19 protein-coding genes are annotated in these 25248 nt (G+C 60.5%); 12 read left to right on the plus strand and 7 right to left on the minus strand.

Annotated features, from left to right (window positions below):
• The first annotated feature begins 181 nt into the window (after nt 1-181).
• The 5 genes from LB516_RS21280 (at nt 182) to LB516_RS21300 (ending at nt 6824) form a co-directional block, all read left to right on the plus strand.
• Nucleotides 182-1252, plus strand: a complete 1071-nt coding sequence (locus LB516_RS21280) for an ABC transporter ATP-binding protein (protein WP_140722252.1) — start codon at nt 182-184, stop codon at nt 1250-1252.
• Between the two features lie 24 nt (nt 1253-1276).
• A complete protein-coding gene (locus tag LB516_RS21285) occupies nt 1277-2605 on the plus strand; it encodes an ABC transporter substrate-binding protein (RefSeq protein ID WP_140619094.1) in 1329 nt (442 codons plus the stop codon).
• 273 nt (nt 2606-2878) lie between these two features.
• The gene (locus LB516_RS21290; RefSeq protein WP_411969417.1) at nt 2879-3730 is read left to right on the plus strand and encodes a carbohydrate ABC transporter permease; all 852 of its coding nucleotides are present in this window, start codon (nt 2879-2881) and stop codon (nt 3728-3730) included.
• Between the two features lies 1 nt (nt 3731).
• Complete coding sequence (locus tag LB516_RS21295) at nt 3732-4628, plus strand: carbohydrate ABC transporter permease (RefSeq protein ID WP_140722249.1); 897 nt, start codon at nt 3732-3734, stop codon at nt 4626-4628.
• 135 nt (nt 4629-4763) lie between these two features.
• Nucleotides 4764-6824 carry a sensor histidine kinase gene (locus tag LB516_RS21300; protein WP_140619088.1) on the plus strand — a complete coding sequence of 687 codons (2061 nt, stop codon included), beginning with the start codon at nt 4764-4766 and terminating at the stop codon, nt 6822-6824.
• A gap of 466 nt (nt 6825-7290) precedes the next feature.
• Here the strand turns inward: LB516_RS21300 and LB516_RS21305 are convergent, their stop codons facing one another.
• Nucleotides 7291-7470: a hypothetical protein gene (locus LB516_RS21305; RefSeq protein ID WP_140722246.1), complete on the minus strand. Its 180-nt coding sequence runs from the start codon at nt 7468-7470 to the stop codon at nt 7291-7293.
• 520 nt (nt 7471-7990) lie between these two features.
• On the minus strand, nt 7991-9088 hold the full coding sequence (locus tag LB516_RS21310) for a mandelate racemase/muconate lactonizing enzyme family protein (protein ID WP_140619085.1): 1098 nt from the start codon (nt 9086-9088) through the stop codon (nt 7991-7993).
• Between the two features lie 170 nt (nt 9089-9258).
• Between LB516_RS21310 and LB516_RS21315 the strand changes: the two genes are divergently transcribed.
• From LB516_RS21315 to LB516_RS21340, 6 genes are all read left to right on the plus strand, one after another.
• Nucleotides 9259-10008: an FCD domain-containing protein gene (locus tag LB516_RS21315; protein ID WP_224641807.1), complete on the plus strand. Its 750-nt coding sequence runs from the start codon at nt 9259-9261 to the stop codon at nt 10006-10008.
• Nucleotides 10005-11624 (plus strand): GMC family oxidoreductase, encoded by a 1620-nt coding sequence (locus tag LB516_RS21320; protein WP_140722243.1) that lies wholly within the window; start codon nt 10005-10007, stop codon nt 11622-11624. Before LB516_RS21315 ends, LB516_RS21320 begins: the two co-directional genes overlap by 4 nt.
• 99 nt (nt 11625-11723) lie before the next feature.
• Nucleotides 11724-12704 (plus strand): ABC transporter substrate-binding protein, encoded by a 981-nt coding sequence (locus tag LB516_RS21325; RefSeq protein ID WP_140619081.1) that lies wholly within the window; start codon nt 11724-11726, stop codon nt 12702-12704.
• Between the two features lie 54 nt (nt 12705-12758).
• Nucleotides 12759-14303, plus strand: a complete 1545-nt coding sequence (locus tag LB516_RS21330) for a sugar ABC transporter ATP-binding protein (protein WP_140619079.1) — start codon at nt 12759-12761, stop codon at nt 14301-14303.
• An 11-nt stretch (nt 14304-14314) separates the two neighbouring features.
• Nucleotides 14315-15310 (plus strand): ABC transporter permease, encoded by a 996-nt coding sequence (locus LB516_RS21335; protein WP_411969418.1) that lies wholly within the window; start codon nt 14315-14317, stop codon nt 15308-15310.
• A 3-nt stretch (nt 15311-15313) separates the two neighbouring features.
• Nucleotides 15314-16285 carry an ABC transporter permease gene (locus LB516_RS21340; RefSeq protein WP_140722236.1) on the plus strand — a complete coding sequence of 324 codons (972 nt, stop codon included), beginning with the start codon at nt 15314-15316 and terminating at the stop codon, nt 16283-16285.
• A 211-nt stretch (nt 16286-16496) separates the two neighbouring features.
• On the opposite strand, the gene LB516_RS21345 is transcribed toward LB516_RS21340, so the two are convergent.
• The 5 genes from LB516_RS21345 to LB516_RS21365 form a co-directional block, all read right to left on the minus strand.
• A complete protein-coding gene (locus tag LB516_RS21345) occupies nt 16497-17654 on the minus strand; it encodes a sugar ABC transporter substrate-binding protein (RefSeq protein WP_224720320.1) in 1158 nt (385 codons plus the stop codon).
• Nucleotides 17655-17717: 63 nt separating this feature from the next.
• Entirely contained in the window at nt 17718-19076 is a 1359-nt protein-coding gene (locus LB516_RS21350) for a sensor histidine kinase (protein ID WP_140722233.1), read from the minus strand.
• A 197-nt stretch (nt 19077-19273) separates the two neighbouring features.
• On the minus strand, nt 19274-20404 hold the full coding sequence (locus LB516_RS21355; RefSeq protein ID WP_140722230.1) for a substrate-binding protein: 1131 nt from the start codon (nt 20402-20404) through the stop codon (nt 19274-19276).
• Nucleotides 20405-20489: 85 nt separating this feature from the next.
• Entirely contained in the window at nt 20490-20762 is a 273-nt protein-coding gene (locus tag LB516_RS21360) for a hypothetical protein (protein ID WP_140619068.1), read from the minus strand.
• 90 nt (nt 20763-20852) lie between these two features.
• Nucleotides 20853-22319 carry an HD domain-containing phosphohydrolase gene (locus tag LB516_RS21365; protein WP_224720321.1) on the minus strand — a complete coding sequence of 489 codons (1467 nt, stop codon included), beginning with the start codon at nt 22317-22319 and terminating at the stop codon, nt 20853-20855.
• 1714 nt (nt 22320-24033) lie between these two features.
• On the opposite strand from LB516_RS21365, the gene LB516_RS21370 reads away from it, so the two are divergent.
• Nucleotides 24034-25248: a glycosyltransferase family protein gene (locus LB516_RS21370; protein ID WP_140619064.1), complete on the plus strand. Its 1215-nt coding sequence runs from the start codon at nt 24034-24036 to the stop codon at nt 25246-25248.

Raw genomic sequence — 25248 nt, forward strand, 5'->3', positions numbered from 1 at the left:
GAGCGCCTCTCGAAACATTGAAAATTCGATCTAGATCACTGTGGCCCAGGGAGATCAGGCCGTGCTTTACACGCACTGCTGGTAGCGCTACCACTTCAGATGGAGGACGCGGCAAGACCGGAAGCTGCGTATGTGAAGTGGACGTCTTCTTGCAGGCGTCTAATCGCTCGGGAGGAAATCGATGGCGTCCGTTGCGATCCGCGATGTCTATAAGTCCTTCGGCGTCGCCGAGATTCTCCATGGCGTCGGCATCGACATAGAAGACGGCGAGTTCGTCACGCTCGTCGGCCCCTCGGGCTGTGGGAAGTCGACGCTGTTGCGCATGATCGCGGGCCTGGAGGGCATCACGCGCGGCGAGATCGCCATTGGTGGGCGCGTTGTCAACGCGGTCGCCCCCAAGGAGCGCGACATTGCCATGGTGTTCCAGAACTACGCGCTCTATCCACATATGACGGTGCGAGAGAATATGGCGTTCTCCCTGATGTTGAAGCGTGTCTCGAAGCAGGAGAGCGATGCCAAGGTTGCGCGTGCCGCGGAAATTCTCAACCTCACGCCGCTTCTGTCGCGCTATCCCCGGCAGCTTTCCGGCGGGCAGCGGCAGCGCGTGGCGATGGGCCGGGCGATCGTTCGCGACCCGCAGGTGTTCTTGTTCGACGAGCCCCTCTCCAATCTGGATGCCAAGCTGCGCGTGCAGATGCGCGCAGAGATCAAGGAACTGCACCAGCGCCTGAAGACCACGACCGTCTATGTCACTCACGACCAGATCGAGGCGATGACGATGGCCGACAAGATCGTCGTCATGCATGACGGCAATGTGGAGCAGATCGGGCGCCCGCTCGATCTTTATGACCGCCCCGACAATCTTTTCGTGGCGATGTTCATCGGCTCTCCAGCCATGAACATGCTGACAGGACGCATTGGCGCCAGCGGCTTTGAAGGCAGCTCCGGCGTCGCCGTACACTTGCCGCAGACGCCGAAAGGCCTGAATGGAGGTCGAGTGGTACTTGGCATCCGGCCAGAGCATCTGCGCCTCTGCGACCAGGGCTTTCCCGTCACCATCTCCGTCATCGAACCGACCGGGTCGGAGTTGCAGATCATCGGCCGCGCCCCTGGCGGCGAAGAGATCGTCGCGAATTTTCGGGAGCGCCACCCGTTCCAGCCGGGCCAAACCGTCAGGCTCGCCGCCGAACCAAGCCTGGTCCATCTCTTTGACGCAGATACGGGCCGCCGGCTTTTAATATGCCGAGGTTAGCCAATCAAACAGGAGGAAATGGCCATGAGATACACCAGAAGAGACGTGATCCGCACCAGCGCCGTTGCTGCGGCGGCCGGAGCAATCGGTAGCCGGCTGCTTGGCACGTCAGCCTTTGCCCAGGATGGGCCGAAATACACGCCCGAAAAGGGCGCCAAGCTCAGGCTCCTTCGCTGGTCACCATTCGTCCAGGGTGATGAGAACGCCTGGCTGGCGCAGACGAAGAAATTCACCGATGCCACCGGTGTCGAGGTGCGCGTCGACAAGGAGAGCTGGGAGGACATTCGTCCCAAAGCGGCGGTCGCCGCCAATGTCGGCTCGGGTCCTGACCTGATGTTCGTCTGGTTCGACGATCCGTTCCAATATCCCGACAAGCTCCTCGATGTGACCGATCTCGGAGATTATCTGGGCAAGAAATATGGCGGCTGGCACGAGGGCCCAAAGAGCTACGCCACCAAGGACGGCAAGTTCATCGGGCTGCCGCTGGCTACCATAGGCAACGCGATCGTCTACCGCGAGAGTTGGGTCAAGGAGGCCGGCTTTTCCGAGTTCCCGAAGGACACCGACAGCTTCCTCGAATTGTGCAAGGCTCTGCAAGCCAAGGGCCACCCAGCCGGCTTCACCCACGGCCACGGCGTCGGCGACGGCAACAACTACGCCCACTGGCTCTTATGGAGCCATGGCGGCAAGATGGTCGACGAGAACAGCAAGGTGGTGATCAACAGTCCCGAGACGCTGAAGGCGATCGAATATGCCCAGGCCCTCTACAAGACCTTCATCCCTGGCACCGAAAGCTGGCTCGACGTCAACAACAATCGTGCCTTCCTGGCCGGCGAGCTGTCGGTCATCGCCAACGGTATCTCGGCCTATGAAACAGCCAGGATCAACAAGGACAAGGATCCCAAGCTGGCTGAAATGGCCAAGGACATCCGCACGGCCAGCTTGCCGATCGGTCCGGTCGGCAAGGCGGTGGAGCTTTACCAGGTCACTTCGGCGGTGATCTTCAACTACACGCCCTATCCCAACGCGGCCAAGGCCTATCTGCAGTTCATGTTCGAGGAACCGCAGATGTCGGAATGGATCAAGGGCTCTTCCGGCTATTGCTGCCAGACCTTGAAGGCCTACGACGACAATCCGATCTGGAAGGCCGATCCAAACTATGCGCCCTATGCCAAGGCGTCAGCGACGCTGCGCAACAACGGCTACGCAGGGCCGCTCGGCTACGCGTCCGCCGCGACCATGGCCGACTATGTGCTGGTCGACATGTTCGCCAAGGCGGTGACTGGTCGGGCGACACCGCAGGAGGCAATGGAAGAGGCCGAAAAGCGCGCCAACAGGTATTACCGGGTGTAGTCTGGACGTGTTCTTCCATTCGCGGGGGAAGACGCTTGTTGTTTTCCAGTCGACCCCAGCAGGCGCCGCGACGTGCCGCCGAAAGGCACGCGCCCGCAAGGAGAGAGCGCGGACCAATGGGCCCGCGCGCCTGTAGTCCACGAAGGTCGAAGGACTGCTGCAACTCGATACCCGCCACAGGAGCCTTTCATGGCCGTGACAACCGCCGCCCCGCCCCGCCCTTCCTTCTTGTCGCGCATTGCCGAAAGCCGTGGCCTGCTCAGCTTTGGCTTTATGCTGCCGACAGTGGTGCTGCTGCTGGTCTTTCTGACCTATCCGCTCGGGCTGGGCGTCTGGCTCGGCTTTACCGACGCCCGCATCGGCAGGCCGGGCGTCTTCATCGGCCTTGAGAATTATGAATACCTCTGGGACGACAGCGTGTTCTGGCTGTCCGTGTTCAACACGCTTCTCTACACGGTGAGCGCGTCTATCCTGAAGTTCGCCCTCGGCCTTTGGCTGGCGTTGCTGCTCAACGAGAACCTGCAGTTCAAATCGTTTTTCCGCGCCGTGGTGCTTCTTCCCTGGGTGGTGCCGACGGTGCTATCGGCGATCGCCTTCTGGTGGATCTACGATTCGCAATTCTCGATCATCTCCTGGGCCCTCAAGCAGATGGGCCTCATCGACCACAACATCAACTTCCTTGGCGATCCGCAAAACGCGCGCGCTTCGGTGATCGCCGCTAATGTCTGGCGCGGCATTCCCTTCGTCGCCATAACGCTGCTTGCCGGCCTGCAGACGATCCCGCAATCACTCTACGAAGCCGCCACGCTGGACGGCGCCGGTCGATGGCAGCTGTTTCGTTATGTCACCTTGCCGCTGCTGACGCCGATCATCGCCATCACGATGACCTTTTCGGTACTGTTCACCTTCACCGATTTCCAGCTCATCTATGTGCTGACGCGCGGCGGCCCGGTGAACGCCACACATCTCATGGCGACGCTTTCTTTCCAACGTGGCATTTCGGGCGGGCAGCTCGGCGAAGGCGCAGCCATCGCCGTGGCGATGATCCCGTTCCTACTAGGCGCGATCCTGTTCAGCTATTTCGGCCTGCAGCGACGCAGATGGCAGCAAGGCGGCGGAGATTGAGATGGCTCTGACCGACCCCAAGGCCAACGCAGCCGGCGGCGACGAAGGTGGCATGAGCTATCTGCAAAGCATGCCGCGTCGCGTGGTCACGATCTATGTCCCACTGGCCATATTTGTCATCGTGCTGCTCTTTCCCTTTTACTGGATGACGATCACCGCCATCAAACCCAACGCAGAAATGACGAGTTACGATACATCGAGCCCGTTCTGGGTCGTCCACCCGACCTTGCAGAACATCCGCTATCTGCTTTTCGAGACCTCCTATCCCGGCTGGCTGCTCAACACGACGATTATTGCGGCCGCCGCTACCGTGCTGTCGCTTGTCGCCGCGGTGTTGGCTGCGTATGCGATCGAGCGACTGCGTTTTTCCGGCTCGCGCCAGGTCGGGCTGGCCGTGTTCCTCGCCTATCTGGTCCCACCGTCCATCCTGTTCATTCCGCTGTCGGTGATGGTGTTTAATCTCGGGCTTTATGACACGCCCTTTGCCTTGATCCTGACTTATCCGACTTTCCTGGTGCCTTTCTGCACCTGGTTGCTGATGGGCTATTTCCGTTCCATTCCCTTCGAACTGGAGGAGTGCGCCCTCATCGACGGCGCCAGCCGCTGGCAAGTGCTAACCAAGATCGTGCTGCCGCTGTCGGTACCAGGGCTGATCTCGGCGGGTATCTTCGCCTTCACGCTGTCGTGGAATGAGTTCATTTACGCCCTCACCTTCATCCAGTCGTCCGAGAATAAGACCGTGCCGGTGGGCGTGCTGACCGAGCTGGTCCGCTCCGACGTTTACGAATGGGGTTCGCTTATGGCAGGCGCCCTGATAGGCTCGCTGCCGGTGGTGATCCTTTATTCCTTCTTCGTCGAGCACTACGTGTCGTCAATGACCGGCGCGGTCAAAGAGTAGCCCACGGCAGTGACCGGCGGCCATGGCACCTTATCGCGTGCGCCACGGCGCACCGGAAGCATTATATTCGCTTAAACTAACGCTTGCCGTTCGTGGCCCGCCGATTATGGTGAGGTTCCTGAGCCGGCACGGGATATGGACTTGCCTCGTCGATCAGTTCGATCGCATCTGCTTGCTTTGACCGCCGCCGCAGTTGTCCCGGTGTGGCTGTTTGCCGGCTATCTGCTAGGCCAATATGCCCTGCATGAACGATATCGTTTTGAGCAGGATGCCGTGCAAACGGCTCGCCAGGTGTCGCTCGTTGTAGAGGGCGAGCTGGCGAATCTCAAAACCATCCTCGACGGCCTGTCCAAATCCGCCGCGCTCGCCAGTGGCGATCTGCAAGCCTTTCACCGCGAGGCGCTCGATCTTGTCCACGGGACGGACCGGACGATCGTCCTGCGCGATCTTGGCGGCAATCAGCTGATGAACACCGAAATAGGCTACGGTGCCGCCTTGCCGTCAGTCGCACCTATAGCTTCTGTCGAGCGCGAGAAACTCAGCCGTTCCGGTGTTTTCGTTAGCGATGTCTTCAGCGGCAAAGGCTCGGGCGAATACCGCGTAGCTGTTGCCGTTCGGGTGCCCGCCCCGAAGGGGGAGGACCTGCTTCTTACGCTTTCTGTGCCGACTGCCCGGATCCGCGATGTTCTGATGCCGGCGGTCCCGCAAGGATGGACTGTGGGCGTGGGAGATCGCGACGGAAATTACGTTGCACGTTCCAGGTTCCACGACGAATGGACCGGGAAGCGCGGATTGCCCGAATACGTGGAAAAGATAGTCGGGCGCTCGGGCTCATTCACGTCACGCAATTTCGAAGGGGAGACGCTGCTGGCGGGCTACTACAGGTCTCCGGACTCTGATTGGTTTTACACAGCAAACGTGCCGCTTGCAGCAGCGCAGGCGCCGCTCTGGCGCTCGCTTGCGGCGATCTGCGGGATAGGTCTCCTGTCGCTTCTTGTCTCGGTTGCTCTGGCATATTTCGTCGGCAAAGGATTCACCCGGGCCACCGCTGAACTGGCGACACGGGCCGAAGCGCTGGGTCACGGCCGCAGCGTCGAAGCCTTGTCGACCTCGGTTACGGAGTTCGCTGCCATCGCCCAGGCGATGGTGGATGCAGAGCGGGCGATCGCCGAACGGCGCTACGAGCTGGAGGCGGTGTTGGAGACAGCGCCGGCGGCAGTCTGGTTTACCTATGATCCGAAGGCTCTTCAGGTCATCCGCAACCGCTTCGCGGCAGAACTCATGGGCCTGCCGACAGACGCGCACAAAACCTTCGGCAGCCCCGACCTTGTCATCGACACGGTGGCCGTCAAGGACGGGCACATAGTGAGCCGCGAAGACCGCCCTCTTAGCCGCGCCATGCGCGGGCAGCTGACGGATCACGAAGAGTTCGTCTACACGTTGCCGTCAGGTATCGAGCGCCTTCTACTTTCCAGCGCACGTCCAATTCGCAACCCCAGTGGCAGCATTATTGGCGCCGTTCAAATCAGCCTCGACATAACGGAACGCAAACGCGGCGAGGAGCAGCTCAAATTGCTGACCAATGAGCTGAACCATCGCGTGAAGAATATCCTTGCCGTGGTTCAGTCCATTGCCTCCCAGACACTTCGCAACGCCACAAGCCTGGCTGAAGCAGGACGCACGCTCTCCAGCCGTCTCGTCTCGCTGGCCAAGGCCAACGATCTGCTTATTCAGCAGAACTGGAGTGGCGCCGACGTCAGGGATCTGATTGCCACATCGGTCAGCTCACACGCACCGATCGACCGCTTCGGGATTAGCGGCGAGTCGGTCTGGCTATCACCGAACGTCGCTCTTTCGGCCGCTCTGGCTTTTCATGAGCTTACGACGAATGCGCTCAAGTATGGAGCACTGTCGAACGAAACCGGCACGGTGTCGATTCATTGGAAGCTCGTCGGTCAAAAACAGCATCGCTGGCTCAATTTAGAATGGCGCGAACGGGGAGGTCCGCCCGTCGAACCGATCGAGCGAAAGGGCTTCGGCACGCAGCTCCTCGAGCGCGTGTTTGCGTCCGGCACGTCCGGACGCGTCACTCTGAAGTTCCACAAATCGGGACTGATCTGCACCATGCGAATGAATGCTGCGTCTGAGGTCAATCCCGCGGTGGACAACGGCGACAGCCGCAGAGGCGAAATGTAGAGATCTTCCTAGCGAAGCTCTCCCGGCTGCGCAGGAACGCGAAAGATCAACCCGTCTTTCGCATAGTTCGGTCGGCTGCCCAATCCGACGCATACACGATTGGTAAGGATGGGCCGGATTGAAATTAACGACCGCTTCGAGGCCAAGGTGTGCGGTCTTTCAGGTCGTGGACAAGTCAAACCACCCCGGCAAAGGCGCGAACGGATTAATGAGAGGGGGTCGATCACTGCTCCTCGTCTTCTTCCTGCGCACAGCTGTTCCAATCGAACGTTGCCCATTTCATGCATGTCGGTCGTGCACCGAACCGCCGCGATCACAGGCTTGCGCGCAGTGTGTGCCACCGTCGCCCGGCTCCCTGTCGAACGAATAGCCATTTCCGACTTCGATCTGGTCGCCAGGATTGGTCTTGAAAGCTTGCTCGATGGCGAGGTGCGAACCTAGCCACCCGAAGCGATTCGGTCGGCATCTATAGCGTTTCTTGCAATATGCGAATGTCGGCCTCGATCTTGATAACCACGCTCTTCAAGTAGCCGCGCTCTTGAAGAGCGAAACCATAATACTTGTCGTCTTCCGGGATTGCTTCCAGGCGAAGGATCGCGGCGATTATGTCATCCCGCACCACGACTAGGCTCTTGATCGGGTCCATGTCACCCCCAATGCTTTGCTTGAGCATATCGGAGTTTTGACCGGATCGCGACGTCGAGATTTTGCCGCCTAAGTTTCGAGGCGTGACATTGACAAGCTGGTTTTGCGATCGCCGACTTCGCTGGTGGCCTGCTTTGCCGTCGCGCTCCTCGCCACGAGGCGCCCGTTGTCCGTCTCCGAGCCACCTTTCGGAACAGGATCTCTGGGCGAACCCGGAGACGGTCCTTCTCGTCGGTGAAACTGGAGAATACCTGCTTTCCGCCCCCTCTTTGAAAAGCGCCCTTGCGTGATGTGATTTGGCGAAGGCGAGCAGTTGGCCAGACGTACCTGATGAATCGGTAAGCCGAAGGTGGCCGGCGCCGGGTGGGAGCTGGGTGGCGTGGTTGGCGCCGGCCGAGCGGAATCAGGTCCGCCGCCAAAGCAATATCGCCCATATCGAGGCCCCCGGCTATTACGTGAACGCGCAAGGCCACGCTATCGCCAACTGGGATGCTAGAGTGGAGCGTTCACCTGCATGCCAGCTAAGCGGCGCTGGCTGCCGACAATTTTTGCCAGTCGAATAGCACACCGACGCCCGCCTCGTCGGGTGCCACTGCTAGCCCGCCATGAAGCACCAAGGGCCTGGTTGTATAGGAGTCGATGTCGAAACTGTGCGCTTCGACCCACCCGGCATTCTCCTGGCCAGCGACGAGGCTGACGTGAAGTTCCTGCATGCCGTGGCTGCACACCGGCACCCCGGCCTTGCGTGAACGGTGAGCGACCCGCAGCCAGCCGGTGACGCCACCGCAATTCGAGGCATCCGGTTGGATATAGGACAGCCTCGACCACGCAAAGGCGTGCTCGAACTCCTCAATCACGTGCAGATTCTCTCCCATCGCGAGCGGCATGCCAGTTGCCTGCGCGATGGTCGCGTAACCTTCATAGTCGTCGGGAATGATAGGCTCCTCGAACCATAATATGTCATAGGGCGCGAAAGCCTTTGCCGCTTCGATCGCGCGCGGAACATCCAACGCGTAGTTCGCATCCACCATCAACGGCGTATCAGGTCCGATACGCTCCCGGACGGCTCTCACGCGGGCCACATCTTCGGCAAGGTTGTCCTTACCTACCTTGATCTTCACTGCCGTGAAGCCTGCCTGGAGATAAGATTCGATGTTGGAAAGGAGCTGATCAAGGGTGAGATTCAGGTCGATGCCGCCGCGATACACCTTCGCAGTTCGGCCTGCTCCGCCTGCCATCTTCCAGAGCGGAAGGCCCGTCCGCAGGCCCTTGAGATCCCATAAAGCTATATCGACCGCCGAAATTGCAAAGGAAGCGATGCCGCCGCGCCCGACATAGTGAATATGCCACAACATGCCGTCGTAGACGGCATCTATGTCAGCGGCGTCGCGCCCAAGCAAAAAGGGCGTCAGATCACGCTCGATGAGGGCGCGGATGGCATGGCCGCCCTTGCCGCCCGTGTAAGTATAGCCGGTACCCTCGCTGCCATCGGTAAGCCTGACAGTCACGGTCACCAGTTCGAAATGGGTGTGGGCGCCATGCTTGGCATCGCTCATCTCTTCGCGCAGTGGCACACGGAACAGCCGTGTCTCGACGCCCTGGATTGCCGTGCTGCTCACATCGGAGTCCTCTTGTGCGTGTGAATTTGGTACGACCATAATTGCATCAGAAATGGCCTAACTGCAACGTTAAAGCCGGGCAGCCGCCATTTTGGTCCGACGAAATATCGTAGCTGCTTGTGCTTTGGTCCGATTTGCGCCTTAATGGAGGTGCGACATGGAGATCAGGCTTGCTGCAGACGGAACAGCATCGGGGAGCGCCGGCGATGGTCGGATCTGCTCGCGCGGCCGACATCATGGTAGCGGGCATCGAGCGCGACATCATTTCCGGAAAGCTTGATGATGGCAGCTATCTGCCGGCTGAGCGGGAACTCATGGCGCTATACGGCGTGGGACGTGGCGTGGTGCGCGAAGCAATCGCCCGGCTGGCAAGCCGGGGGCTAGTCGAAGCGCGCCCCCGCTTTCGCCCGGTGGCCCGTCGTCCGGGGCTCGATACAGCCCTTGGCGCGCTGGAAGGCATGGTCGGCCACTTGTTGGTCGATAAGGCCGGCGTGAAAACTCTGTACGACATGCGCGTCTTCCTGGAAGCGGCCTTGGCTCGCAGTGCCGCGATCAGCGCCCGCAAGGACGATGTCGCAGCGCTCAGGGCGGCACTTGCGGTGAACGAGGCCGCGATACCGGACTCCGAGAACTTCTATGCCACCGATGTGGCGTTTCACGCGGTGCTTTACGACATCGCGCGCAACCCGGTGTTGCCCGCCGTGCATAAGGCGTTTACTGCCTGGCTCTCCCCGCATTGGCTGCGCATGCCGAGATCGCCTGAGCGCAATCGGGTGAATTTCCTCAGCCATCGTGACATCTGTGCCGCGATCATCGAGCGTGACCCCGATGGTGCCGAGCGGGCCCTGCTCAACCATCTTGCCTCGGCATGGGAATATGTCCGCGGAACCTTTGAAACACCTGACGGACAGGAAGGATGACGAGGTCCTACGATCATATTGTCGTGGGCGGCGGAGCGTCGGGCTGCGTTGTAGCGGCCAGACTGGTGAGAGCGGGCCGGCGGGTTCTCTTGCTGGAGGCTGGGCATTCGCACCGCCATCCGCTGCTCGACATGCCGCCCGGCATTTTTAAGATGATCAACGGCTCAAAATTCATGAGCTATCATCGCACCGAACCTCAGGCGCACCTCGACGGCCGCGTCCACGAAATCTCGCAAGGCAACGTGCTGGGTGGCGGTACTTCGGTCAACGCCCAGGTCTACATGCGCGGCCGGCCCGCAGATTATGACGAATGGGATGAATTGCTGCGTGGCAACAATGCCGGTATCCGCTGGAACTGGCAGGCCGTGCTGCCGCATTTCACCGGCATGGAAGGTAACAACCGCCTTGGCGGCGAGTTGCACGGAACCACCGGCCCCCTGCTTGTCTCCGATCCCGGTTATATTGACGATGTTTCGCGCTGGTTCGTGCAGGCGCTGCAAGGGCTGGGACTGCCCTACAACCATGATTTCAACGGAGCTTCGCAGCGCGGCGTAGGCTTCTACCAGTTCACGAACCGCGGTGGAAAACGCAGCAGTGCCGCCTATGCGTTCATCGAGCCTCTATTGCGTGATCCCAGGCTCACCCTGAGACTGAATTGTGCGGTCAGCCGCGTGATGATCGAAAACGAGCGCGCCAGAGGAGTCGCCTATGTGGATTCCTCTGGCACAGAACACACCGCCTATGCCGACGGCGACGTCATCATCTCATCAGGCGCGCTGATTTCGCCGAAACTTCTCATGCTGTCGGGCGTCGGCCCCGCCGATGCGCTTGCGCAGCATGGCATCGCCTGTACAGCCGACTTGCCAGGGGTCGGCGAGAACCTGATCGACCATCCTGAGGTGCCGATCATCGCCACCACCAACGGATCCTATGGCTACTTCAAGCAGGGCCAAGGCTGGCGAATGGTCAGAAACGGTCTGCAGTTCAAGCTTTTCGGCACCGGCACGATCCTGTCTGCTGGGGTCGAGGCGGGAGCTTTCGTCAATCCTGCCGATCCCGAAGGCGAGCCGACGATCCAAGTATTTTGCGTGCCGCACGTGTACCTGGACCGCGACATCCTCACTTTGGTCGCCAATACCTATGGGCTGACCGTAACGACGGTGGTTGTGAAGCCAAAGTCGCGCGGCTTTGTGAAGCTTCGTTCGGCCAATCCAAAGGACATGCCGGTCGTTTCTCCTCATTTGCTCGCACACCCAGAGGACATGAAGGAGATGATCTCGGGCCAGCGCTATTTCCTCAAGGCATTCCGCACGAAACCGCTGGCTGATCGCGTGAAGGCCATAGCCGTGCCGGCAGGCAATGAAGACAGTGACGAGGCTTTAGCGAAGCACTGCAAGCGGTTCGTCAAGACGAACTACCATCCGGCCGGGACCTGTCGGATGGGCCCCGACAGCGATCGGATGGCGGTGCTGGACGCTGCGATGCGCGTGCGCGGGATTGACAATCTGCGGGTCGCGGACATGTCGGCCTGTCCTAACATCAATGCCGGCAACACGGCCGCGCCGGCGATGATGCTGGGCGACCGCTGCGCCGACTTCATCCTGGAGGCGGTATAGCGGCCAAGGAAATCCAAAGGCAAAGCGGGCAGCCGCCAATGCAAGGATGGTGAGGAACATTCACAGTCGTCAAAAACGACAAATCAAGGAGGAAAGAGCATGATCATTACCCGTCGGAAATTGTTAATAGGCTCCGCCGTTGGCGCCGCGGCACTCACACTAGGATCGCGGGCCTTCGCGGCGCTTCCGCCACTTGCCAAAAAGGACAAGTACAAGGTCGGCTTCGCGCAGACGGAAAGCAACAATCCCTGGCGGCTGGCCGAGACCAAGAGCATGCACGACGAGGCCGCGAAGCTCGGCCATCAGTTGGTCTACACCGACGCAGCCGGGTCGTCTGCAAAGCAGGCCGCCGACGTAAACTCGATGATCGCACAAGGCGTCGACGCTATCTTCTTGCCTCCGCGCGAGGACAAACCGCTGGTGCCGGTCGTCCTAGCCGCCCGCGATGCCGGCATCCCGGTCTTCCTGATCGATCGGGACGTCGACCATACGATGGCAAAGCCCGGCGAGGACTATGTCTGCTTCATCGGTTCCGATTTCATCGAGGAGGCAACCCGCATCGGCGAATGGCTGGTCAAGAACGCCAACGGTAAATCGAAGATCATCGAACTCGAAGGCACGACTGGCGCGTCGGCAGCGACCGACCGAAAGAAGGGCTTCGACGATTTCATCGCGAAGCACTCGGAATTCAAGATTTTGGCGTCCCAGTCGGGCGACTTCGCCCGCGACAAGGGCCGCCAGGTGGCCGAGACGCTGCTCCAGGCGCATCCCGACGCCGACATTATTTATGCCCACAACGACGAGATGGCCCTGGGGGCCATTGCCGCCTTGGAAGCTGCCGGCAAGGCCCCGGGCAAGGACGTCCTGATCTTGTCGATCGACGGGGAAAAAGAAGGCGTGCAGGCGATCATCGACGGTAAAATCGGCGCTATTTGCGCATGCAGCCCACTGTTTGGGCCGAAGGCGTTCGCCACCATGGCCGACTACGCCGCCGGCAAGAAAATCCCGCCCTTCATCAAGAACGAAGATCACTTCTTTGACGCCACCAACGCCAAGAAGGATTTCGACATCGCGTTTTGATTGCACTTTCATGGCCTGCCCACATCCGCGGGCGGGCCATTCGGAGCTTGGCCCATGACCGCTCAGCCGGTTGAATCCGCTCGGTTGCTTTTGGATATGCGCGAAATCCAGAAGAAATTTGCCGGCATCCCGGCGCTGACCGAGGCCACGCTTCAGGTCCGTGCGGGTGAAGTCCACGCCCTCATCGGCCAGAACGGGGCGGGGAAATCCACCCTGATCAAGGTGCTTACGGGCTACCATCGCAAGGACGCCGGCGTGGCCCTTTTCCAGGGCCGTCCATTCGAGGCCGGCTCGCCGCACGAGGCGCAGCTCAGTGGCATCAGCACCATCTACCAGGAGGTCAATCTCGTCCCGCTGCGCTCGGTGGCCGAGAATATTTGCCTCGGTCGTGAGAAACGCCGCTACGGCCTCTTGGACTGGTCTGCCATGAACGCGGATGCGGAACGCCTGCTTAGCCGGTTCTCGATCCTCATTGACGTTCGCCGTCCGCTCGGCGATTTCAACACCGCCACCCAGCAGATGGTGGCGATCGCCCGAGCAATCGGCTTTTCGGCCCGGCTCGTCATTATGGACGAGCCGACCTCTTCCCTTGACGAGCGTGAGGTTGCGGTTCTGTTCAACGTGATCCGGCAGTTGAAGGCCGAGGGCGTCTCCGTCATTTTCGTCAGCCACAAGCTCGACGAGCTCTTCGAGGTTTGCGATCGGGTTACGATCATGCGCGATGGCCGGACGGTGCGAAGCGCTGAGATGGAGGACATCAGCAAGCTCGAGCTGGTGGCGGCGATGCTCGGCCGCGATGTCTCCGTGGTCGAGGGTCACGCAACAGCCTTCGGCGAGCGCGATCGCTCCAAGCTAGGCGATGTGTTGTTTTCCGCGCGCGGCCTTGCCGCCGGACAGTCGGTACGCCGTGTAAGCTTCGACGTACGTCGTGGCGAAATTGCAGGCTTTGCGGGCCTGCTTGGCGCCGGCCGCACCGAAACAGCGCGGCTTGTGTTTGGGGCCGACCCCCTCAGCGCCGGTGACATGACGATAGAGAACTCGCCTTACCGCCCTGCCGGCCCGGCCGATGCCATCGCCGCGGGCATGGGCTTCTGTACCGAGGACCGCAAGGCCGAGGGCATCGTGCCGGAAATGACGGTGGCGGAGAATGTCACACTTGCGCTGCTGCCGAAGATCAGCCGCAACGGTGTCCTGAACGAGACGCGGCAGCGTGAAATCGTCGAGCGGTTCATCCGCGAACTTGGCATCAAATGTTCCGGCCCGAACCAGAGGGTTCGCGAACTCTCCGGCGGAAATCAGCAGAAGGTCCTGCTTGCCCGCTGGTTGGCGATGAATCCAAAGCTGCTTATCCTTGACGAGCCGACGCGCGGCATCGACGTCGGTGCAAAGGGCGAGATCCAGCGTCTCATCCGACGGCTCGCCGATGAGGGATTGGGAGTTTTGATGATCTCCTCTGAACTGGAAGAAGTGATCGAGGGCGCGGACCGCATTTTCGTCTTGCGCGAAGGTATCAGCGTGGCCGAGCTAGAAGGCGATGCCGCCAACGAAAAGGACGTCATCGCAGCCATGGCGCATGGCGGTTCACCGGCGGAGGTGTAAGCGTGACCGAGCTGACGAGACCCTCAACGGCTAGCGACACCGGGACGCGCGGCTTCGATCTGTTCGGCTTTCTGGCACGCTACGGAATGGTGATCGTGCTGGCGCTGCTAATGGCCTTCAATCTTGCCTACACCCAGAACTTCGCGACGATGCAGACGCTCAACGTTAATCTCACGCAGGTCTGTACAATCGTCATCGTTGCGGTCGGAATGACGCTGGTGATCGCAACCGGCGGCATCGACCTCTCGGTCGGCTCGCTGATGGCCATTTCCGGCGCGCTGGCTCCGATGATCTTCATGGGCAAGATCTTTCCGATTGATAATATCTACGTAGCAGTGACGCTGGCTATGAGCGCGTCGATCCTTGTCGCCAGCTTGTTTGGTCTCTTCAACGGCTGGTTGGTCGCCCGCTTTCGCATCCAGCCTATAGTGGCAACGCTGGTGTTGTTCATCGCCGGGCGAGGGATCGCGCAAGTTATGACCAATGGCAACTTGCAGACATTTCGCGTGCCACAATTCCAATGGATTGGGCTTGCCCGCCCCTTCAATATACCTGCTCAGGTCATCATCATGATGATGCTTGTTGCGGGCGCGGCTTGGATCCTGAAACGCACCGTGTTCGGACGTAGTATCCTTGCGGTCGGCGGCAACGAAAAGGCTTCTGAACTCGCAGGCATTGACGTCCCCAAAATCAAGCTGTCCGTCTATGCCATTAGCGGGAGTTGCGCCGGGCTGGCCGGACTCATCGTCATCGCCATCAACTCCTCAAGTGACGCAAATCTTGTCGGGTCGGGCATGGAACTGGATGCCATCGCCGCGGTCGCCGTCGGCGGAACGTTGCTCAGCGGCGGCAAGGCAACCATTATCGGTACCCTGCTCGGCGCGCTCACCATCCAGCTCGTTCGATATACCCTGCTTGCGAACGGGGTGCCCGACGCTGCGGCGCTTGTGGTGAAGGCGATCATCATCGCATTTGCTGTCTGGCTACAGCAGCAGCATCGGACATAGGCCGTGAACCGCGCCCATCTTGTCCGCATCATCGGCACCTACGGTGTGCTGGTTGCCCTTGCGGGGCTCGTTCTGTTCGGATTCCTGCGCTACGATCGTTTCCTGGGCTTCTTCAACGTCATGAGCGTCATGCGCTATAACTCGATGTTCGCGCTCGTCGCCCTTGGGATGTGCTTCGTCATCATGACCGGCGGCATCGACCTGTCCGTTGGCTCCGTAGCCGCCTTGGGCAGTGTCGCCTCCGCATTGGCAAGTCCTTTTGGGATGCTCCCAGGGCTCGCGGCCGGCGTGGGCGTCGGGCTTGCCGCGGGCCTGATCAATGCCTTCCTCATAACCCGCGGCAAGCTGATGCCATTTATTGCAACCCTCGCCACGATGCTGGCAGCCAGCGGCTCGGCGCTGCTGCTTGCCGGCAATCAAACCGTCTCGGTATCTTACGCCTCAGGGTTCACCAGGATTGGTCAAGGAAATTTCTGGGTGTTTCCTGTCCCGGCGGTGATTGCGGTAACCGCCTATGTGATCGGCTCCGTCTGCTTGAACTATACCAGCGCAGGACGCACGGTGCTGGCAATTGGCGGTGGCGAGGACGCCTCACGCTTGATGGGACTGCGCACTGACCGGGTCAAGTTTCTCGTCTATGCCGCGAGCGGCGGCCTCGCGGGGTTGGCCGGCGTCATCCTTGCCTCGCAATTTGGCGCCGGCCAACCGATCGAGGGCGTCGGCTGGGAACTCTTCGCTATCGCGGCGGTGGTCGTGGGCGGGACGCTGCTCACCGGCGGCTCGGGCTCGGTGATGACCACGCTTGCTGGCGTCCTCCTGCTGGGCATCCTTTTCAACATCCTGAACTTTGAGAACGGTATGGGCTGGATTTCGCTCTCAGCGTACTGGCAATCCGTAATCCGTGGACTATTCCTGCTTGTCGTCGTCCTTCTTCAAGCGAGGCTGGCGGGAAAGCGTGTTCGGGCGCCGTCGTGACAAGTTCCGCCATCGTGGATCCTCGTGTGGTTGCTAACTTACCCCTCGACCCTCTGAACGCGAGTTGGGGAGCCCGCCCCCCGGACAGGAATTGCCTGTCGGGCCTCACGGCCGTGATCGCGGCTGTGCCTTGTACCCATAACTGGCTTTTGAGCTACCCATCTCTGCTGCGGGTTCCATCGTGCGACACGCCGACCCTCAAGCCAAGAGATCACTTCAGCTCTGACGACCAAGGAAAATTCACATACTCGTTGCGGCTGTCGTAACAGATATTTCCATACATCTTCAGGTAGTGATCACGGCGTGCTGGATCGGCGTAAACCGAGGCTGGATCCAGCAAGTCGGCATTGTACCACTCAAGGTTGGCGCGTGTCAGTGCAATGGGAAGGATATCCATAGCCTGCGGGATGCTTTTGCCGTCGAGCCAATCGGCCGCAAACTGCCCCATGGCATACCCGAAAACCGGTGATGACAAGGCGATGCTCGCCTTGTAGGGGCTGTCCGCTTTTCTGATTTCAGAAACCGCCTCTGGCTCGCCATCAATTCCGCCGAGAAATTGATCCGGCCTGTCTTTGCCGGCAGCGCGCAATGCTTCCAGCGCGCCCAGCACGACGGCATCGCCGCCAAGCACCACGTCGACATCGGGGTTGGCGACAAGGATCGTTTGCATCGTGGCGAACCCTCCTTCCTTGTTGACCGGCTTCGGTGCGATGTCGGCTACGATTGTCACGCCGAGAATGGCATTCAGGCCATCTCGCATTGCCGTGAACCGAGGGGCCAGGAACTCCATGGTGTCCTGGGTCAGCAGAACGACCTTGGCCTTCCCGCCGAGCTTGGCCTTGATGTGCTCGATCGCTGCGTCAGCTAGCACCTTGCCTGTACGATATTGCGGAGCATTGAGCAGCAACGTCGCGGGTGGAGGCACGATCGTGCCGACAAACGCTCCCGACCAGATCGCCTGCTGAAGCGAGGGGCCGAAAGCCACCGGATCCGAAGACGTGCCCACGATGGCGCCAACCCTCGCCGCGACGAGAGAGTGAACCTGGTCTATGGCCTTGCCGACGTCATTTTCAGCCAGAACTCTTCGATACCCCAAGCCGCGATTTACTGCCGCCAGGGATAGGCCGTGATCAACCCCCTGCAAAAAGTCCCGGTCGTTTTCCTGTACATAGGCCAAAACCTTGCTCAGGCCGACCGGGGCACTGCATGAGGGTGCATTTGGGTCGAAGACGGGAAACACCGCCCGCCTAGTGATGCCTGGGGCACCTTCCTGGGCGCGCGCCGAAGCAAGCCCGGCCATAGAGGAAATGAGCAGCAGAGCTATCGCTTGGCCGAGCAGCCGGGCAGTCCTCCTCTTTAGACCAAACACCGTTTCTCCTCTCGTCAACGCGCATTCGCTTGACGGTAACTTTCTACTGAGTGGCTCAGCTGTCTACAAAACCGCGGTAGCACGCCGTGGTTTTGTCGAAAACACCAAATGAGCCGCGGTCCCCGGTTGGAGATTGCGATACTCTATCTTGCCGCCAAGGCTGACACCCATGGCATTGATGATCCTGCTGCCCACCCCTGTACCTTTGGCGGGCAGGCCCTCGGCCCTCCCGATACCGGCGTCCTCGACCAGCAGCTCCGCTTGTTCGCCCGGCAGTGCTGTGAGCCGTACCTGAATGTCTCCCGCCCCATCGGGGTAGGCATACTTGAACGCGTTTGTAACGAGTTCAGTGACCACCACCCCAAGGTTGATGCAGGCATCTGTCTCGAGTTTGATCGGATCTACCTCGTAGGAGAGCCTTACGCCATGTCCCTGGCTTCGAAGCGACGTTCGCAGGTGATCGAGCAGCCCAGCAAGGTATTCGTCGAGGGCAACCGAGCGGACATCGGAAGAACTGTAGAGCCTCCTGTGCACCAGCGAGATCGCGAAGATGCGGTCCTGGGTTTCGGCCAGTGCATCTTTTGACGCATTATCCCCGACTGCTTTTGACTGGAGAGTTACAAGCGACGAGAGCAGTGCCAGACTGTTCGCGACCCTGTGATTGACTTCCGATAGAAGCACCTCGGCCCGGTCGCGGGCCCTTGCCAGATCTTCAGTTCGGGTGCTGACACGTAGTTCCAAGTCGCTGTTGAGTGCATTGACCTCGTCGCGTGTCTTGCGAAGTTCTCTGGTGTAACGAGCGGCTGCATAGGCAGCCCCGGCAACGACGACGACGATGACAAGCCCGCCGACTGCAGAAACAAGCCGCAGCCATCCGCTGTTGGCACGCTGCTCGGCGACACCGGATGTAAGTCGGTCATCCGCCCGCCCGATAACACCCGAGAAGTACACATTGGCTTCGTCCGTCAGAGCCTTACCTCTGTTCGTTCGGAACAACGCTGAGATCTCTGCATCCCGCTGGTCGCGCTTGAGTGCTATCGTCTGATCGAACTCTCCAAACTTGGCGGCAACGATTGCGGTGAGCCGGTGCAGCGTCGATTGGGAGTCGGGATAGGAAGTCAGCAACGTCTGCAGCGCTTCGAGGTGGCGCTGCGCTTGGGCTTTGGCTGTTTGATATGGTCCCAAATAGATTTCGTTGCCGGTGATCACGAAACCGCGTTCGGACGCCTCAGCCGTCTGCATTGCATTTCTCAATTCAACCGCCGCGACCCGGGTGTTTCGCGCTGCGATCGCATCATCGAAGTAGGATTGCGATCTCTGGCCAAGCCAGAAATTTGTGACCACGATAGCCATGAGCGCAGCAAACCCTATGAGCAGGGAGGCGGACGTTAATCGGACAAGGTTACGGCTGGGAACTGACATCAGCACATTCCTGCCCGATTTCGGGTCCGTGCGCCATCATGTAGTAACGGCCAATGAGGCGCTCGGCGAGCAAGCGATATCTCCCTCACCACACTGGGTGCGCCGCCTGTTCCGGGAGCCCGACAAAAGGATGACGAGGGCAGCATTACCGAGCCACCCTCGCCGATTGGAAGAACAGTAATCGACGTCTGCGCAGTTCACCTCAAGCTCAGTTGCAATTCTTCCGTCAGCACGCGCTCGTTCGGATCGATCGGGCCCAGCTTCCTGACGACCCGGAATCGACCGCGCTCCGCCTGCGCAATGTACATGTTCATGCGAACATGGTGCTGACCGGGAACCATTTCGGCCGGTCCACCTGGTCCCTCGCTGATCCGAGCATGATTGAGCGCCGCGATGACGGCGCCCTGCTCGAGGGTGCCGGATTCCTTCACTGCTGCTTCCCACATCTTGATCGCCCGGTAATGGCCGGTGCAGCCGCTGCCTGCAGTCAACATGGCGCTGCCGGGGAAACGCGCTGTGTAGCGGTTCAAAAGCGCGCGGCCATATGGATCGTCGAGTTCCTGATAGTAGTCGAGGCAGCTGTAGAGGCCCTCGATCTGCTCGGACGGGACGAGGTTGAGAAAGTTCTCGTCAAAATAGGTACAGACGATCCTGCCGCCGCGCTTGCCGAATCCAGCTTTATGCAACTCATCTAGGAACGGCGTCAGCCCCGGCGGAACAATGGTGTTGAACACGACATCGGCACCGCTGACCATGATCTGCTGCACCGTCCGTCGGAAATCGACGGTATCGAGCGGGAAATACTCCTCGCCGACGATCTCGCCGCCATTGGCGCGCACGACCCGGCTTGCCGCCTTATTTAGAATGTGGGGCCAGATATAATCGGCCGACGGCAAATAGAACCTCTTTGCCCCGGTGCTCTTCATCAGCCATGGAATCAGCGGTTCCACCTGCTGCGCCGGCACCGGGCCCGTGCAGAAGATCAAGGGATCGTTTTCTTGTCCCTCATACTGCTCGGTGTAGATGTAGAGCGTTTTGCCCCGGGTGACCGCCTCGCTCTTGATGGCGAGGCGGGTCGAGCTGTAGATGCCGCCAACGACCAAGTCGACCTTGTCGACATCCACAAGTTTGGCGGCGCTTGCCTTGGCCGCGCTGTCGGTGGTCTCGCCATCCTCTATGATGAGCTTCACCGGCCGGCCGAGGAGGCCGCCTTTGGCGTTGATGTCGTCGACAAGCATGGTGGTGAGATTGGCATTGGCGATGCCCATGATGGACAAGGGGCCGGTGAGTTCGGCGATGAGGCCGATCTTAATAGGATTCTGGTTCATCTAATCTCTCCGATATTGTAGGGTTCATCTCCGGGTCTTCGTCGGGCGCGCCGCCGTGCATGGCCGACGGCGCGTAGCGCGAAGGTCAGGCCTCGTAGTGGCCCAGCAGCAGTGCCGCCTGCGGCTTGCCGACATGGCCGGCTTCCTGCAGGATCGCGGGAACCTCCGGATCCGACACGAAATTCTTCCAACCCTCGGCGTCCCAGTCGAAGATGGCCCAGATGCGGTCGGCCTCGCTTGGGTCGCGGAACACGGTTGCGCCGTTCGAGCCGTGCAGTCGGCGCTTGTCGGCGCCCTTGGTGGAAAAGATGTGGATGAAGCGGTCGACGTCCGCCACCTTCGTCGTTGCAAGAAGCATTGAATTTCCTCCTGTCGGTCGCGGCCACCATTGGTCCGTCGACAGGATTAGGATGCGCGCGCCGCAGGGGGCGCACATGGGGTGTATTCCCTATGGCTGCGTTTCGCCTGGCCTGACCAGCCCGTGCTCGACCGCGTAGAGCGCCGCGGCCGCACGGGTAGCCACGCCGATCTTGGAATAGACGCTCTGGATATGGTTATCCGCGGTCTTGGGTGAGATAAGCAGCTTGCGCGCGGCCTCCTTCGCGGTCAGGCCGGCGGCGATCAGACGCAGCACCTCGATCTCGCGCGGCGTCATGCCGGCCAGCGAGCGCGGGGCCGGGCGTCGCGACGGCTGTCCGGCGAAGGACAGTACAGCCTCGGCGGCGTCGGGGCAGATACAGCCCTCTCGAACAGAGGTACGCAGCTGCGCCGCCGCCGCCTCGCTGGACAACGCCTTGCGGTGTGGGCGCTCCTCCCGCGAAGTTTGGTACGCTTCGGCGGCGGCCAGGGTCCTCGCCGCCGGAGAGAGGTCGGAGCCGCCAACTTTGCGGTGATAGCCCGAGCCGTCCAGGCGCTCGTGATGGCGAAGCACGAGCCCAGCAATAGCATCGCCCTGAGGACCGAACGAGGCCAGCGCCCGCTCGCCGTAATAGGCGTGCAACTGTGCGGCGTCCCGCTCGCGGACGGATAGCGGCCCGTTCCGCATCCAGGTTGCCACCGGCACCACCAGTTCGCCGATGTCATGGATGCATCCAGACCAGCGCAGTGCGCGGACATCGGGCTCGGGCAGCCCGAGGCGTCGTGCTCCACCCTCGGCCAGTTCCGCCACCATCCGCGAATGACCTTGTGTGAACGGCATGCGCATGTCGATCATGTCGGCAACGGCAAGGAAAGCCTCGTCGCAAGCCGCCTCGTCCAGCGTCACCGGCGGGTCGGGCTCCAGCGCCAGGATCGTCTCGCGGTCGACCGTCGCGCCGATGCCCTCCATCAGCACGGCGGCGTTGGCGGCGACGAGCCGGGCCAGCTCCGCCTCGTAGGCACCATCGCCACGACTGGCGATGGTCTCGGCCATCGCGTCGATGCCGGCCGCGTCGCTGAGCGCAATAGCATCCTGCGCCAAAGTAATCAGGCGCACGGCGGGCAAGACGTCTTCGCCGCTCAGCCCACGCGGTAGGCCCTTGCCATCCCAGCGTTCGTAGATTTGTCCAAGATTGCGCCGGATCTCGTCGGACAGGCCGAGGCGCACGCCGATCCGCTGCGCAACCTCGCAATGGGCGGTGAGTACCGGGCGGGCCACGGCGAGAGCCTGCGACATCGCGGCCTCGATCGCCTTGGCCTGCGCATCGGGGTCGAGATCATAGTAAAGCCGCTTGAAGGCCTGTACGAAGACCCTGCCTAGTTCCGCGCGGTTGCCCATGTCGAGACCGACGAGATCCTGGCGCAACGCAATTTCATCGCCGAAGGTGGCCGACAGAAGGTCCGTGTCGGCATTGCAGCCGACATAGCGCAGCATCGACTGGTGATACGCATTGCGCCGGATCTGCTCCGAAAGGCCGGCAAGCTCGGCGATCCGCATCGCAAGCACGCAGGATTTCAGGGCGAAGTCGCGGGAATGGCCTGTCGCGAGGTCCGATGCATAAGCGAGGACCATCATGAAGTCCGCTCGGCGTATCGAGACTTCTGGCATCGCATACCCCAATCCGCAGATATGCTATCCTAGCGCGCCCCTAACACCAAGGGCAGAAGTCTGAGCCGGATGTGCATGCTGGAGAGGGCGGGGCAGCGACCGTTTGGAGCCCGTCCGCGGCGGTCTGGGTCGTCGTTATCGGGTCAGTGAAATTTGACTTCGAATGTTCCACCCATTGGGTATTTTCATGCGTAACGCCACGGACGTCTTGACGGACTCGCCGGCAGGTCTAATTTGCGCATTCTCATGTGCCTAGCCCGTCCTTCCCTGTGGCTTGGGTGCATCAACGGCGGTGATTGGGGAAAATCACCGCCGTTTGCATTGGAACCCAAAGAAAACAGGGTTAGAACCCCTCTGGCCGGTCATGCTGTGCAGCGATTGGTCGGTGTAGAGCGTCGATTTACGGTTGGCATGCGCAGCAGGATACCGCGCACAACGGCCTTGGTGGCGTGCTGGACGCGAACACGCGGGCTTTGCTATCACGCTCGACCAGACCGACAACGGCGCCCTTCGGCGTCATCTTGCGCTTCAAGCGGGCTGGCCGTTGCGCTGTGGTGAAAGGTAATCGCGGTCCCCGCGCCCCGATGTGGGTTTCGTTCTACGATCTTGCCTTCGCCGTCAAGCGGGCCACGGCTTAACCTTTTCCGACATCGGGTCGCGAATGCCGTGTATAGATGACGCCGAGTAGCTGGGGCGCGGACACGGCTTTCTTGGGAGAGGCATTGAGGTGCCAACCCAGCATCCATTTGTGCGGGCCGATCTCGCTCAAACACCGTTCCGACCCTGATAGGGAATGGCAGGCCATTCGTTGCACTTGTAGACGCCGGGGCGAGCAGATTCGGGGTCAAGCTTGGTGAGGCGCTCCGGTGGCATTGGCGCATCTGGGAAAAACGGACATTGTGGCCAATGAACGGCCACCAAATGGTCGCGAGCCATCTCGGCGGCATGGTCAATTGGGTTGGTCTTGGTGGAACATTGCGAGATAAATGGGGGCCTTGGCGATCGACAAGCACAGGTCTTGCACACCCCACCTGCGGGCGGTGTGTTGCCAGCGATGGCATCCACTCGATTCTTGCTGAAATTCCGGCTAGCTTGGGCGGCAGATGACTCAGTTCTGGTCGGTGAATCACAATCAGACCGCCCCTCAAGAGGTTGATGGGCAGCACCTTTGGTCCCCCCAGACCAAGGGCAATGGCGCACGAAGTGAGTTCCACAACAGATTTCGGCCGTGCGACGCCTGGCGACCAATCAATCGGCTATACGGGCAGGATTGCGGAATTCGCCTTCACCGTTCCGATCCAATCGAGTTTGGAGACACCGAAACTTATTGGAATCAAGAGGGATGATTTCTGCCGATCTTTTGGATACCACGCCCCCTTCGATCCCTCCTCAAACTTCAACAGGGAGTCTCGGCCCGCTCCGCAAGGCGACATTCCCTACCCGGCAAGTTTCGAAGTCAGACAATCGGGAGGCCTGTCTGACAGGCGTTCCACAGAAGCGATACATTTGAGAATGGCGACCTCATTTTTCACAGCCACGATGGTTTCGAAGCGGCGCGTCGCTCACGGTCCCTCAAGTCGAGAATTCTAAGAGACGTTCAACAATGACCCAGCACACAGAAAACGCTCGAATTCTCATGTACAGCCACGACACGTTCGGGCTTGGCCACTTGCAGCGCTGCCGGACCATCGCGCATTCGCTGGTGGAGGATTTCCGCGGACTTCAGGTGCTTATCATTTCGGGTGCGACTATCGCTGGCGCCTTCGACTACAGAGCCCGTGTCGACTTCGTGAAGATCCCCAGCGTCATCAAGTTGCGCAACGGCGAATACACCTCGCTGGAAAAGGATATTGATCTGCATGAGACGCTGAGGATGCGCCAGTCGATCATCCGCCACACCGCCGAGACCTTCCGGCCGGATATCTTCATTGTCGACAAGGAACCGCTCGGCCTGCGCGGTGAGATTGAGGATACTCTGTCCTACCTCAAGACGCGTGGCACCACGCTGGTGCTTGGCCTGCGCGAGGTGATGGATGCGCCGCACCTGCTCGAGGCAGAGTGGGCGCGCAGGGATGTGATGCGCAAGATTGGCCTGTTCTACGACAAGGTCTGGGTCTACGGGCCGCCGGATTTCTACGATCCGCTGACCGGCCTGGATGTGCCGCCGGCTGTCAGGGCAAAGATGAGTTTCGTCGGTTTCCTGCAACGAAGCTTGCAGCGGAACGAGTTGCCCGGCCACCGGCCCGAGGGCGATTATATCCTGGTCACCACCGGCGGCGGCGGCGACGGTGCCGAATTGATTCACGACGTCATCGATGTCTATCAGCAGGATCCGCAACTGCAGCACAGGGCGCTGATCGTGCTTGGGCCTTACATGCCGGCCCGCAAGCGCAACAAGCTGCTCAAAAAGGGGGCCAAGATCCCCTACATCAAGATGATCGAGTTCGACAACCGCATGGAAGACCTGATTGCCGGCGCCAAGGCGGTGGTGGCCATGGGTGGTTACAACACCTATTGCGAGATATTGTCTTTCGACAAGCCGGCGCTAATCGTGCCGCGCATCGAGCCACGTCAGGAACAACTAATTCGCGCTCGGCGCGCAGCCGAACTCGGCCTCATCGAGCTGCTTTTGCCGCACGAAGCCAAGGACTCCCAGCGATTCGCCGATGCACTCGTGGCGCTGCCGGATCGGCCCCGCCCCTCACAGAGTAATCCGCATCTGACGCTAGAAGGGCTGCCTCACATTTCCGAGATTGTCGCGGAATTGCTCGACCGGCGGGCCGGCCATCACCTTTCGGTCGTTGAAGGAACCAACTGA

This window comes from Mesorhizobium sp. CO1-1-7, assembly GCF_020164885.1.
Classification (GTDB): Bacteria; Pseudomonadota; Alphaproteobacteria; order Rhizobiales; family Rhizobiaceae; genus Mesorhizobium; species Mesorhizobium australicum.